Here is a 12,049-nt window from a genome sequence, read left to right as displayed (position 1 = left end):
CTATCAACACCATGATTTATATACGAAATACCAAGCTCAGGACAGCGAAATCAGCGGACTACTTGGGGAATGCGGGTTAAAAGGAGAAAGGGCCAATGAAACAGGACATTTACCAGAAAGTAACAGACAAGATCATTGCCGATCTGGAGCAAGGCGAACTGACATGGCACAAGCCATGGTACGCCGGAAACATGGATGGGCGGATCATCAAGCCGCTGCGCCATAACGGCATGGCATACAGCGGAATCAACGTGCTGATGCTGTGGGGTGCGGCGATGGAGGGCGGCTATCTGTCGCCGTTCTGGATGACCTACCGCCAAGCCAAGGAATATGGCGCACACGTCCGCAAGGGCGAGCGCGGCAATCTGGTCGTCTATGCCAACACCATCACCAAGACCGAAGAGCAGGACGACGGCAGCGAGGAAGAGCGCAAAATCCCGTTTATGAAGGGCTATAGCGTCTTTAACGTCGAGCAGATCGAAGGGCTGCCCGAGCATTTCTACAGCAAGCCGGAGCCCGTCATCGACCCCGCGCAGCGGATCGACCATGCCGAAGAATTCTTTGCCGCCACGGGCGCAGACATTCGCAGCGGTGGGAACAGGGCATATTACAGCGGCGGCAGCGATCATGTGCAGATGCCGCATTTCGAGAGCTTCCGCAGTCCCGAAGCCTATTATGCGACCTTGGCGCACGAGTTAACCCACTGGACAAAGCACGGAAAGCGCCTTGACCGTGAATTCGGGCGCAAGCGGTGGGGCGATGAAGGTTATGCCCGCGAGGAACTGGTCGCCGAGCTTGGCGCGGCGTTGCTTTGCGCTGATCTGACCCTGACGCCGGAGCCTGGCACCGATCATGCCGCCTATATCCAGAGCTGGCTCAAGGTGCTGCGTGACGACAAGCGCGCCATCTTCAGCGCCGCCGCCCATGCGCAGCGTGCAGCGGATTTCCTGCACGGCTTGCAGCCCGTGATCGAAGAGCCCGAACAGCAGGAAGGAGTCGCCGCGTAAGCGGCGGCTCTGCCCGCAAAATTTTCGGCTGGCCTCACGGCCAGCCTTCGGTTTGATGTTTTCTCTTTTTGCTCAATTCGGCTGAGTATTCTGGCATGAAAGCAAACTTGCCATCGGTTTGATAAGTGTGTAAAATACTCAGTATGACTGAGCGAAGCACGTCACATCTAAACCGCCTTGAACAGGACCTGCCCGAAGGGCTGGTCGTCGATGCGGCGTGGCTGGAACAGCGCGGCATCGCCAGCAACCTACGCTCATACTACGTCAAGCACGGTTGGCTGGAACAGCCTGCGCGCGGTGTCTACCGCCGCCCGCGCGGCTCTCTGGGGTGGCAGCAGGTCGTCATATCCCTTCAAACCTTGCTGCAAGTTCCGCTGATCGTCGGCGGACGCACGGCGCTAGAGCTACAGGGCTTCGCCCACTATCTCACGTACGAAACCAAGACGATCCACTTGCACGGATCCGAGAAGCCGCCGCACTGGCTTTCCAAGCTCGGCCTGCCGCAAACATTCGTTTACCGGAACAGCGCAACCCTGTTTCGCAATGATCCGGTCAGTTTCGGCCTCGGCAGCCTTGCCTGGAACACGGAGCAGAACGAGGGCCGCGATCTTGAGCGCCTTCAAGGCGGGGGCCTTGCAAGAATGGCTTGGGGGCAATGGGATTGGCCGCTAACGCTGTCAAAGCCGGAGCGCGCCTATCTTGAAATGCTCGACGAACTGCCGCGCCATGAGAGCTTTCACCAAGCGGACATGATCATGCAGGGCGCAGCCAATTTGAGCCCCCGCCGCCTGACAAAGCTCTTGGGTGATTGCCGAAGCGTCAAGGTCAAGCGGCTGTTTTTCTTTTTCGCGGATCGGCATGGCCATGCGTGGCGCAAGCGACTCGATCCCGACGATTTCGATCTCGGCAAGGGGAAGCGGATGCTCGTTAAGGGCGGACGTCTTGATCCGGCATACCAGATCACCGTACCGGAGGACCTTGATGGCATTTGAAGAGCGATATCAGCAACAAGTCCGGCTGCTCATGCGTCTCTTGCCCATTGTGGCGCGCGAGGATTGCTTTGCGCTCAAGGGCGGAACCGCAATCAACCTGTTCGTCCGTGATCTGCCGCGCTTATCCGTTGATATCGACCTGATGTACCTGCCGATGCACGGAAGGCCGGAAGCGCTAGCTGGCATCGACGCCGCGATGAAACGGATCGCGGAAAGTGCTCAAAAAGAGATACCAGGCGCCCGCGTGACGCCGAATACCAGTGACGGCACGGTGCTGCGCTTGCTCGTCGCCGCAGACCGTACGCAGGTCAAGATCGAGGTGTCTCCGGTCCTGCGCGGTGTCGTCAAGGAGCCGCGCGTCCAGCCTGTTGTCGCGGAGGTCGAAGATGCTTTCGGCTTTGCCGAAACGAATGTGGTTTCCTTCGAAGACCTTTACGCAGGGAAGCTGGTGGCTGCTCTGGACCGGCAGCACCCGCGCGATCTGTTTGACGTGCGGGACCTGTTTGCCAACGAAGGACTGACAGATGAGCTGCGAAAGACGTTTCTGGTCTATCTGCTGAGCCACAACCGTCCGATGGGGGAGGTGCTTTCGGGACGCGTTAAGAACCTCGCCACTGAATACAGGGACGGCTTCGAGGGGATGACCGAGACCACCGTACCAATAGAAGAACTGGTCGCAACGCAGAAGCGCCTGATCGCCGAATTGATCGGGCAAATGCCTGCCGAGCATCGCGCCTTCCTGATAGGTTTCGAGCGCGGAGCCCCCGATTGGCCGCTTCTCGGCATCCCCCATGCGAGCGAGTTACCAGCCGTCCGCTGGCGACAGCGGAATCTCGACGGTTTGCCCCCTGAAAAGCGGGCTGAACTCGTGGCCCTCTTGCAGCAATCACTCGACACCCAGGATTGACCTTTCCAACGCCGGAATGCGGCGCAACCCGACAGCGGCGGGCTGCGCGCAGCGTTAGGGCTTGCAGCGTGATCGTGCCGCCGGTTTGGCTTGGTAGCCCATGGCGCGTTCGATGTTTTCGAGGCTCGCCAGTATGTTGCGGCGATCCGGCATGTCGGGCTCTGTCTCGGTCAGCAGCATCGAAAAGAGCTGGTGCAGTTCGCCGAGTTCTTGAGCGGTCAAGCCGTGCAGCTCGTGCATGGTGAGAAGCGTGATCATGTGATCCTCCTTTTCCGTTTGCGACCCGACCAATTCGGGCCTTCTCGGGATCAGGAGGCGCAGGAAGCGGCTGCTATCGGACACCTTCGGGCACAACGTAGTGGAGCAGGCACACCGCCTTGGCCGTATGCGCAACCCTTTCTGCCATTCATGATTTCCGGAAGCGCCGATGGACGGGCGCGGAGGGAGAGGATCGCGTTCTCGAAGCAGATCACCGGACACAAGATGCACACACGAGGGACCGAGGCTCGGGCGTGCGATACTGTTGCGTTGCAAGCGGGACGTTAGGATTCCGGATCGATGTCTCTCTACAGCGCGGCTTTGAGTTCACAAATCTCTACTCCGATGCGGATCATCAAAACCTCTTCAAGGTAGGCCCGCATCATCCGTCCGAGTTTCCGCTCCATGGCTGCGACTTCCCGTCCTTCATCACGGGCAAACTGCCATAGCCGCAGGGACGCTGGCAGTTCTTCGACTTCCAGCATGGCCAGAAATTTTGCCACGTGGACATAATTTCTCGGCAAGGTCAGAACGACACGCTGCACACTCTGATCGAAAAGATGCGTGGCGGCTATTCCATGGCTCTCTGCCAGAACACCCTCGAATTCCCTTGCAAGTTCTTCACGCAGCTCCGGCGTGAGTTGTTCTTTGATATTGCTAAGCATGTAACTTCTCCTTTCACTATCGTTCAAAGCCGCGATCCCGCGTTCGGTCGCGGCGGCGTTGTTCCTTGCGCTCTTCGCGTTGCGTTTCCGGCTCGGGACGCTCTGACTCGCGCTCCGGCAGGTCCATGGTCTGGTAGCGGGCGACATCCTCGCGCAGCAGAAGCAGATCGGCTTGCTGCCGTTCGCGCTGTTCCCGAATCCGGTCTTGCAGCGCGCGGCGCTCATCGAGGTGGCTGGCAATAAGGCCATCGCGCTCGGCGCGGTCGCGCACATGCGCCTCCGACGCTTCGCGCTCGTTCCGCTGTTTGATCTTGCTGTATTTGCCGGTCAGGCGGTGCCAGATGCCGGAAAAGCCGCGCGGCAGCCGTGCTGCCCGCGCCTTGGTTTCCGCTATCCAGCGCTTTTGCTGGGCATCTTTTAGCGCCTGCCGTTCCTGCCGGTGCCGCGTGGCTAGGTCGGTGCGCTCGGCCTCCAGCGCCTTCCGGCCCTGTGCAGCTTCCAGCTCCGCTTGCCGCATAAAACCCCTGATCCGCTCTGTCATGCGGGCGGCGATGTAGGTGCGGGCTTCATCGACCGAAGGGAAGGCTTCGGGATCACCGAGCCGCGTGGCAACATCCTTGGTCTTCGCGCCCGTCTGCCGTGCCACCGCATAGACTTCACCGCGATAGTCGACGGCGACAAAGCCGCGCCGGTCGCCGCGCGCCAGCATGAAGCCACGCTCTTTGAGCGCTTGCGCGAAGGCTGTTCCGGTATCCGAGCGGTTCCAGCTTTCCTGAAACAGCGCCTTGAGCTGCTTCGGATCGAGCCCGACGCGCCGCGCTTGCTGCCATTCCTCGCGCGTGTAGCCGAGCGGATCGCGCTCCCGCCACTCGCGCAGCCCCTTCGGCATTTCCCAGCCATGTGCGCGGAACAGTTCGCGCGACACGTCCCGCAGGCGCATCTTGTAATGCGGCAGGTTGATCGCCCGCATCTGTTCGGCATCGATCCGCGACCAGACGACATGCGCGTGCCGCCGCCCGTCTTTCTCATGGAACACAATGGCGCGGGGCTGGCCTTCGAGGTCGAGTTTGCGCTCGATCTCGTCGGCAGCGTTCTCGAAATCGGAGGTTGTGACGGTTTCGCCGCCAGGTGGGTTTAGGCTGACAGAGAACAGGTAGTTCTCGCAGCGCGTGCCTTTGGCGATGGCATCGACTTCACGGAAGGCAGACAGCAGATCATCCCCGACAAAGCCGCGCACCTCATGCAGCTCGACATGATCGTTATCCCGCATCGAGAGCAGGTAACGGGCAAGCTGTGCGCCACCGCCGCGCTCTTTTGCCTTGAGGATCATGGCTTCAAATCCCATCCGGCTTTGGAGCCTGATCCCGTCTCGTGCAGGCCGAGCGCGATCAGCAGATCGCGCCGCATCGCCTGCACATCCTTGCACGCCTGCCGCAGATCGGCTTCGGTTTCCGGCGTGACGGGCAGCGAGCCCGTGTTCACCGCCTTGGCGAGCTGATTGAGATTATTCGAAAGCCGCGACTGGCCAAGCGCCGCCAGAACCCGCCCAAGCGCGGCATAATCCTTCACCGGAAAATGCCCGCGCGTCTGACGCGGCGCAGCATCATCGCCGAACAGGCGGTCACGAATATACGCCGCGAGCGCCATGCCCGACGCATCCTGCTCAAGCCGCGCCCGCTCGTCGAAGCTCAGACGCAGTGAAAAGGGCTTGGGTTTTCTGGATGTTTGCGTCGCAGCAGGCGCTTTCACTGGCTCCGGCGCGTCGGGAAGCCGCCAGTCCGCTAAGCTATGGAAATTATTTTTGATATTCGTCATGGTCGCGCTCCAGACCCTCAAGGTCTAAATGCGCGAGATGGCGTTCCCATTCCTCAAGAACCTGAAAAAGAAGGTTCGATTCTTCTCCCGTCAGGTCCACCATCCCGCAATTTTGGTTTGAAATGTTCACTTACACCTTGAGTAACAAGGTGGTTTTAGTGGTTCGATAACCATTATCGTGGCTGTATCGCAGAATCCCGCGCATGCGCGCCTGATGCCGGACAGTTCGAATATCGACCACGCGGTCCATCGGGTTTTTCAAGATGCGGGAAACCGCGGATCGGGATGTGAACCATCCGATGCCGTTGCGCAGGAGTAGTTTTTGTTTCGGCCATGTCGATGTGGTGTTTGGCGCTGTTCATCCGCGCGCTGACGGCCGGTGCGTGGCGGAATCTGGGTGTGGCCGTGCCAAGGACCTGATAGAATTGAATGCATGTTGCGTTTGTTCGACATTCTGGGCCGCTCTGCGGCGATGCGCGCCCTTGAGGATGCGCTCCGGGAGTCCGGTGTGCATCCCATTCTCGTTCCGGACCCGGTCAAGCTGACCGTGATCAAGCTCAACAAGACATATGCCGGTGTCAGGAGCCAGGATGTTGCCTGCGCCGAAGCCGCGCAACTGCTCGCCTATTGCATCCTCGGACATGAGCAGTTTGCGGACAGCAACAGCGCGGCGGATGCGGAGCGTATCGACGATCGCGTGGAGGCGGCGCTGGATGACGGCGACACGCTGGATGCAAAGCTGATCCTTCTGGCGCTGCATGCGGAGCAGATCGCCCAGGACGTCGCCGATCGTATCGAGGTGGATGAGGCGTGATCGCCGCCCCGCGTCCAGCCTGTGGTCGGTGCCTGTGGTCGTCTTTGTCCGGACGTGTGCCGTGTCCGTCAAAGATCTTGTCGTGCGTGCCGTGCGCCGGTGATGGTACCGGATGCTGCGCGCCCTTTCGTCGTCTACCTTGCACGGTTGCTATCGGCACGCCACTCGCCTCCCGCGCGTGGCTTCAGCCAGGCCGATCGGCCGGTCACGAGCCGTAAGGGGCGCGGCGACGCGCATGACGGCTGGTGGATGCCGCGCGCCCGCATCGGGCGCGGTCCAGATCAAAGCGTGACCGGCCGGGTCGTCAGCTTTCGCGCACGAAATGATCGGGGCCGACCTGAACCATTGGGGCCTGCGTCGGCGTCCAGTCAAGCGCCCGCACGGGGCTTTTCAACTCGTCGGTGACGCGCCCGGTGGTGCGGCGCGGGCGGTCGGGATCGGGGATCGGCACGGCATTGATCAGCTTGCGGGTATAGGGGTGGCGGGCGTCGCCGATGATCGCGCGGCGCGGTCCGATCTCGACGATCTCACCCAGAAGCATCACGGCGATGCGGTGGCTGACCCGTTCGACCACGGCGATGTCGTGGCTGATGAACAGGAAGGCGAGGCCCAGATCGCGCTGCAGATCCAGCATCAGGTTGATGACCTGCGCCTTGATCGACACGTCGAGCGCCGAGACGGATTCATCGGCGATGATCATCTTCGGCTCCAAAGCCAGCACCCGCGCGATGCAGAGGCGTTGCCGTTGGCCGCCCGAGAATTCGTGCGGAAAGCGTGTCGCGTGCTCGGGTTTCAGCCCGACCTGTTCCAGCAGCGCGTCGACCCGCGCATCGGCGGCGGCGCCGGTGGCGAGGCCGTGCACCACGATCGGTTCTCGGATCGCGGCGCCGACCGTCTGGCGCGGGTTGAGCGACCCGAACGGATCCTGGAAGATCATCTGCATACGCTGCCGCGCCGCGCGCAGCTCGGCGCGCGAGGTGGTCATCAGGTCCTGATCCTCGAACAGGATGGAGCCGCTGGCGGGTTCGACCAGTCGCAACAGGGATCGGCCCGTGGTGGATTTGCCGCAGCCGGATTCACCTACCAATGACAGGGTCTCGCCGGCGCGCAGCGAGAACGACACCCCCTCGACCGCGTGGACCCGGCCGATGGGGCGGGCGAATACCCCGCCGCGCATGGTGAACCGGGTGCACAGGTCTTTGACCTTCAGCAGATCGCCACCGCGCTTGTCAGGCTCGTCCGGGGCCTCGGCCGCGAAGGCCCCGGTGGCGCGCGGATCGCTTTCGTCCTCCTTGAAGGCCGGGAACCGGCGCGGCATGTCCGACCCGCTGAGCGTGCCAAGCTGCGGCACGGAACCAAGCAGCTTGAAGCTGTAGGGATGCTCGGGGGTCGCGAAGATCCTCGACGCGGTCCCATCCTCGACCTTGTCGCCGCGCAGCATCACCACCACGCGGTCGGCGACCTCGGCCACGACGCCCATGTCGTGCGTGATGAACATCACCGACATGCCGATCTCGGATTGCAGATCGCGGATCAGTTCGAGGATCTGCGCCTGGATGGTCACGTCGAGCGCGGTCGTCGGCTCGTCGGCGAGCAGCAGTTTGGGCCGGCAGGCAAGCGCCATGGCGATCATCACCCGCTGGCGCATGCCCCCCGAAAAGGTGTGCGGAAATTCCGCGTAGCGCCGCGCGCCGTCGGGAATGCGCACCAGATCGAACAGGCGCAGGGTTTCCGCGCGCGCCGCCGCCGCATCAAAACCGCGATGCCGGCGCAGCACCTCGGAGACCTGCGCGCCGACGGTCAGCACCGGGTTGAGGCTGGTCATCGGCTCCTGGAAGATCATGCCGATATCGCTGCCGCGAATGTCGCGCATCTTCTCCTCGGACGCCCCGAGGATGTCGAGGTCACCAAGATGGATCTGGCCCTCGATCCGGCCCGTCGCCGGCTCGATGAGGCGCATGATCGACAGCGCCGTCACGCTCTTGCCAGAGCCGCTTTCGCCGACAATGGCCACGGTTTCACGCGGGGCGATGTCGAAACTCAGATCGCGAACGACAGATTGCCACGCGCCATCCACGCGAAACGAGGTCGTCAGCCCGCGGACACTCAGAACCGGTTGCGTCATTGTTCACCCTTCAGTCGCGGATCGATTGCGTCGCGCAGCCCGTCGCCCAGAAGGTTGAGCGCGAACACGACGATGAGAATGGCGAGCGAGGGAAAGAGCACCAGCCAGGTGCTGTCGAGGATGTTCTCGAACCCCTCGCGGATCATGCCGCCCCATGTGGCGGTCGGCGGGCTGACGCCGAGGCCGATGAAGGCCAGCGACGCCTCGACCCGGATCGCGGTCGCGATCCAGATCGATCCCATGACCAGCACTTCGGGCAGGATGTTCGGCAGCAGGTGGCGAAACATCAGCCGGCGGTCGGAATAGCCCAGGGCGCGCCCGGCCTCCATGAATTCCCGATCCTTGATCGCGATGGTCGGCGCGCGGGCGATGCGCGCGAAGGGCGGGATCGCGGTCAGGGCGATGGCGATGATCAGGTTCGTGATGCTGGGCCCCAGCATGGCGACCACGATCAGCCCGAGGATCAGCGACGGAAAGGCCAGCAGCACGTCCATCGTCTGCATCATGACGATGTCCAGCCGCCCGCCATAATATCCCGCGACCAGCCCGATCACCGTTCCGATCAGCATCGCCAGCCCGATCGAGACAAGCCCGATCAACAGTGAAATCCGTGCGCCGTAGAGGATGCGCGACAGGATATCGCGGCCGAAGACATCCGTTCCCAGCCAGTGCTCGGCGCTTGGGCCGTGGAGGCGCTGGAAGACATCCTGATCTATGGGATCGTGCGGTGCGATCCACGGCGCCAGTAGCGCCGCGAGGCAGACCACCACGAAGACCAGAAGACCGGCCCAAGAGGTCTTGTTGGTGTTGAACGCCTTGAACAGCGCACTGCCGGTCGCGGCGAGCATGGTGCGCAGGTAGCTGCGCGGTGCGGCGGGATTGGTGTGCGTCATGAATATTTCACCCTCGGGTCAATGAAGCCGTACGTGATGTCGGTCAGCAGGTTCACCAGAACCACGATCAGCGTGTAGATCACCATCAGCCCTTGCAGCATGGCATAGTCGCGCTGGTTGAGGGCCCCCACGATGAGGCGGCCCAGCCCCGGACGGTTGAAGACGATCTCGGTCAGTACCGAATTGCCGATCAGCACACCGAGGTAGAGGCCGATCACCGTGACCACCGGGATCATCGTGTTGCGCAGGCAGTGCCGCCAGATGATTGTCGCGAACGCGATGCCCTTGGCCTTGGCGGTGCGGACATAATCCTGTCCCAGCACCTCTAGCATCGCCGAGCGGGCGACGCGGGTGATGAAGGCCGCCATGATGATCCCGAGATTGATCGCCGGCAGCGCAAGGTCGTGCAGCCGGGCGCCCAGGGTCTCGCCGCGCCCGGTGCTCATGACCGGGAACCAGTTGAGCGAGATCGAGAAGACCAGCAGCAGCAGGATGGCCGAGACGAAGGCGGGAAATGACAGCCCCAGAAGCGAGCCGAGCCGGATCAGGTAATCGGGGATCGCGTTGCGCCGCACCGCCGACCACACCCCCAGCGGGATGCCGATCGCCGCGCCGAGAACGAGTGCGGCAAGGGTCAGTTCGATGGTAGCAGGCAGGACGTTGAGGATCTCGCCGATCACCGGGCGTCCGGAGACAAGCGAGGTGCCCCAGTCCCCGGTGAGCACACCCGCCATGAACTCGCCGTATTGGACGATCAGCGGCTTGTCGAGGCCGAGCTTGGCACGCAACGCCTCGATCGCGGCCTGGCTGGCCTGGTCGCCCAGCACCACAAGCGCCGGATCGCCCGGCAGGATGCGCACGATGAAGAAGACGATGGTCAGCACGCTGAACAGCGTGATGACCGCGAATCCGAGTCGGCGAAGGATATAGCTGCTCATGCGACCCCGTGATTTCGGTAATGGGACATCAGGTGCACCGCCCCGCGCGCACAGGGGCGCGGGACGGCGGGTGGATGGTGGCGATCAATCGACGAAGTGCGACTTTTCGGTGATGGCCGGGCTGAGGTTGAACGACCCCTCGACCTCGTGCCCAAGGTTCAGGTTGTCGGTCCACGCCCAGAGCTGCATGTTCTGCATCAGGGGAACGGTGCAGACCTGTTCCATGATCTTGCGCTGCGCCTCGGCCCAGAGCTCTTTCTGGCGCTCGGGGTCGGACGCGACGCGTGCCGACACGATTTCCTCATCCGCCACCGAGCAGTTGGCGAAGTTGGTGATCGCCGACGGCTCGCCCGGCGCAGAATCCGAGTGGAAGAATTGCGTCAGGTAGGTGTCGGCCACCGGGAAACGCGCCGCCGAGTAATGTGTCAGCTCGCTGAGACCTTCGCGGATCTGCGCGTGGAAGGTGGCGTGCTCGACCAGCTCGACATCCAGGGTGATACCGCTCTCGCGCAGTTGCGCCTGCACCGCCTGGATGGTCTCAAGCATGGTGGGCAGCGTGGTGTGGATGGCCTTGATGGTCACGCCGTCGGGATAGCCAGCCTCGGCCAGCAATTCCCGTGCGCGGTCGGGATCGTGCGGGTAGGTCGGCACGTCATCGGTGTATCCGAGGTAGCCTTCAGGCACCGGCGACACCGCCGGCAGCGTCACGTCCGGCCCCTTGAGCTGGACCAGCCCGTCGCGGTTGACGGCATGCGCGACGGCCTTGCGCACCCGGATGTCGTTCAGCGGCTCGGACGTCACGTCCAGCATCAGTTGCGACATCTCGCCGGGCAGCATGGTGGCGACGGTGACATCGGGCAGTTGCGAGATCCGCTCGACCCAGGTCTGGTCCTGACGGCCGTAGATCATGTCGATCTCACCCGACTGGAACGCAAGGTCGCGGCTGGAATCCGAGGGGATGTAGCGATACATGATTTCCTTGATCTCGGGTTCGCCACGGAAATAGTCCTCGTGCGCGACAAGACGGACGAATTGCTGCGGCTGGTATTCGGCAAACGCCCACGGGCCGGTGCCCACCGGCGACCGCGCGAAATCCTCGCCCATCTCCTCGACGGCATCCTGACAGACGATGTTGCCACCGTGATAGGGCACCAGCAGCCCCAGAAGGCTGGGCACCGGCGAGGACAGCGTGATCGTGACCTCGTGATCGCCCGTGGCCTCGACCGTCTCGAAGGCGCTGTAATCGGCGGCGAAGGACGACACGTCGGGATTTGCCGCGCGGTTGAGCGAGTAGACCACGTCCTCGGCATCCAGCATGCCGTAGTCGCCGTGGCAGTCGACATCGTCGCGCAACTGGAAGGTCCATGTCAGGCCGTCCTCCGACGCCTCCCAGCTTTTGGCGATGTCGGGTTCGATATGTTCGGGGCTGGCCTTGCCCGGCTCGACCCTTACAAGGCCGTTGAACATCCAGTGCAGTACGCCCTTGTCAGGGGTTGTCGTGGCGACATGCGGGTCGAGCCGCCCGGCATCCGCGCTGCCCATGCCAATGGTCAGCGTTGTCTGCTGGGCCTGCGCCGCCCCGGCGGCAAGCATCGCCGTGCCGACCATCATCAGTGTCTTGGCTTTCATGGTTTT

The 12,049-nt window shown here is 62.6% G+C and carries 12 protein-coding genes; 4 read left to right on the top strand and 8 right to left on the bottom strand.

Annotated elements, in window-relative coordinates:
* The first annotated feature begins 95 nt into the window (after window positions 1–95).
* From ACROSR_RS07355 to ACROSR_RS07345, 3 genes are all read left to right on the top strand, one after another.
* Window positions 96–1,007, top strand: coding sequence for an ArdC family protein (locus ACROSR_RS07355; protein WP_432683572.1), 912 nt, complete (start codon window positions 96–98; stop codon window positions 1,005–1,007).
* 143 nt (window positions 1,008–1,150) lie between these two features.
* On the top strand, window positions 1,151–1,999 hold the full coding sequence (locus ACROSR_RS07350; protein ID WP_432683570.1) for a type IV toxin-antitoxin system AbiEi family antitoxin domain-containing protein: 849 nt from the start codon (window positions 1,151–1,153) through the stop codon (window positions 1,997–1,999).
* The gene (locus ACROSR_RS07345; RefSeq protein WP_432683568.1) at window positions 1,989–2,906 is read left to right on the top strand and encodes a nucleotidyl transferase AbiEii/AbiGii toxin family protein; all 918 of its coding nucleotides are present in this window, start codon (window positions 1,989–1,991) and stop codon (window positions 2,904–2,906) included. Before ACROSR_RS07350 ends, ACROSR_RS07345 begins: the two co-directional genes overlap by 11 nt.
* Window positions 2,907–2,960: 54 nt before the next feature.
* On the opposite strand, the gene ACROSR_RS07340 is transcribed toward ACROSR_RS07345, so the two are convergent.
* From ACROSR_RS07340 to ACROSR_RS07325, 4 genes are all read right to left on the bottom strand, one after another.
* A complete protein-coding gene (locus ACROSR_RS07340) occupies window positions 2,961–3,164 on the bottom strand; it encodes a hypothetical protein (RefSeq protein ID WP_432683566.1) in 204 nt (67 codons plus the stop codon).
* Window positions 3,165–3,472: 308 nt separating this feature from the next.
* Window positions 3,473–3,829: a hypothetical protein gene (locus tag ACROSR_RS07335; protein WP_432683564.1), complete on the bottom strand. Its 357-nt coding sequence runs from the start codon at window positions 3,827–3,829 to the stop codon at window positions 3,473–3,475.
* A gap of 16 nt (window positions 3,830–3,845) precedes the next feature.
* Window positions 3,846–5,159, bottom strand: a complete 1,314-nt coding sequence (locus ACROSR_RS07330; RefSeq protein ID WP_432683562.1) for a relaxase/mobilization nuclease domain-containing protein — start codon at window positions 5,157–5,159, stop codon at window positions 3,846–3,848.
* The gene (locus tag ACROSR_RS07325) at window positions 5,156–5,644 is read right to left on the bottom strand and encodes a hypothetical protein (protein WP_432683560.1); all 489 of its coding nucleotides are present in this window, start codon (window positions 5,642–5,644) and stop codon (window positions 5,156–5,158) included. Before ACROSR_RS07325 ends, ACROSR_RS07330 begins: the two co-directional genes overlap by 4 nt.
* Window positions 5,645–6,077: 433 nt before the next feature.
* Between ACROSR_RS07325 and ACROSR_RS07320 the strand changes: the two genes are divergently transcribed.
* Entirely contained in the window at window positions 6,078–6,458 is a 381-nt protein-coding gene (locus ACROSR_RS07320; protein ID WP_432683558.1) for a hypothetical protein, read from the top strand.
* Between the two features lie 304 nt (window positions 6,459–6,762).
* Here ACROSR_RS07320 and ACROSR_RS07315 read toward each other — a convergent pair whose 3' ends face one another.
* The 4 genes from ACROSR_RS07315 to ACROSR_RS07300 form a co-directional block, all read right to left on the bottom strand.
* A complete protein-coding gene (locus ACROSR_RS07315; RefSeq protein ID WP_432683556.1) occupies window positions 6,763–8,583 on the bottom strand; it encodes an ABC transporter ATP-binding protein in 1,821 nt (606 codons plus the stop codon).
* Complete coding sequence (locus ACROSR_RS07310) at window positions 8,580–9,476, bottom strand: ABC transporter permease (protein WP_432683554.1); 897 nt, start codon at window positions 9,474–9,476, stop codon at window positions 8,580–8,582. The genes ACROSR_RS07315 and ACROSR_RS07310 overlap by 4 nt, the downstream gene beginning before the upstream one ends.
* The gene (locus tag ACROSR_RS07305) at window positions 9,473–10,414 is read right to left on the bottom strand and encodes an ABC transporter permease (RefSeq protein WP_432683552.1); all 942 of its coding nucleotides are present in this window, start codon (window positions 10,412–10,414) and stop codon (window positions 9,473–9,475) included. Before ACROSR_RS07305 ends, ACROSR_RS07310 begins: the two co-directional genes overlap by 4 nt.
* 84 nt (window positions 10,415–10,498) lie before the next feature.
* Window positions 10,499–12,043 carry an ABC transporter substrate-binding protein gene (locus ACROSR_RS07300; RefSeq protein WP_432683550.1) on the bottom strand — a complete coding sequence of 515 codons (1,545 nt, stop codon included), beginning with the start codon at window positions 12,041–12,043 and terminating at the stop codon, window positions 10,499–10,501.
* Between the last annotated feature and the right edge of the window lie 6 nt (window positions 12,044–12,049).

The sequence above is a fragment of the Roseovarius tibetensis genome (genome assembly GCF_050896375.1).
GTDB classification, from domain to species: Bacteria; Pseudomonadota; Alphaproteobacteria; order Rhodobacterales; family Rhodobacteraceae; genus Roseovarius; species Roseovarius tibetensis.
This window is presented reverse-complemented; position numbering and strand designations above follow the sequence as displayed.

What these genes read in the sequence shown, in the direction of transcription:
- ACROSR_RS07305 (WP_432683552.1), bottom strand. Translation starts at nt 10,414, where the DNA reads ATGAGCAGCTATATCCTTCGCCGACTCGGATTCGCGGTCATCACGCTG.
- ACROSR_RS07310 (WP_432683554.1), bottom strand. Translation starts at nt 9,476, where the DNA reads ATGACGCACACCAATCCCGCCGCACCGCGCAGCTACCTGCGCACCATG.
- ACROSR_RS07335 (WP_432683564.1), bottom strand. Translation starts at nt 3,829, where the DNA reads ATGCTTAGCAATATCAAAGAACAACTCACGCCGGAGCTGCGTGAAGAA.
- ACROSR_RS07350 (WP_432683570.1), top strand. Translation starts at nt 1,151, where the DNA reads ATGACTGAGCGAAGCACGTCACATCTAAACCGCCTTGAACAGGACCTG.
- ACROSR_RS07300 (WP_432683550.1), bottom strand. Translation starts at nt 12,043, where the DNA reads ATGAAAGCCAAGACACTGATGATGGTCGGCACGGCGATGCTTGCCGCC.
- ACROSR_RS07330 (WP_432683562.1), bottom strand. Translation starts at nt 5,159, where the DNA reads ATGATCCTCAAGGCAAAAGAGCGCGGCGGTGGCGCACAGCTTGCCCGT.
- ACROSR_RS07340 (WP_432683566.1), bottom strand. Translation starts at nt 3,164, where the DNA reads ATGATCACGCTTCTCACCATGCACGAGCTGCACGGCTTGACCGCTCAA.
- ACROSR_RS07325 (WP_432683560.1), bottom strand. Translation starts at nt 5,644, where the DNA reads ATGACGAATATCAAAAATAATTTCCATAGCTTAGCGGACTGGCGGCTT.
- ACROSR_RS07320 (WP_432683558.1), top strand. Translation starts at nt 6,078, where the DNA reads ATGTTGCGTTTGTTCGACATTCTGGGCCGCTCTGCGGCGATGCGCGCC.
- ACROSR_RS07355 (WP_432683572.1), top strand. Translation starts at nt 96, where the DNA reads ATGAAACAGGACATTTACCAGAAAGTAACAGACAAGATCATTGCCGAT.
- ACROSR_RS07315 (WP_432683556.1), bottom strand. Translation starts at nt 8,583, where the DNA reads ATGACGCAACCGGTTCTGAGTGTCCGCGGGCTGACGACCTCGTTTCGC.
- ACROSR_RS07345 (WP_432683568.1), top strand. Translation starts at nt 1,989, where the DNA reads ATGGCATTTGAAGAGCGATATCAGCAACAAGTCCGGCTGCTCATGCGT.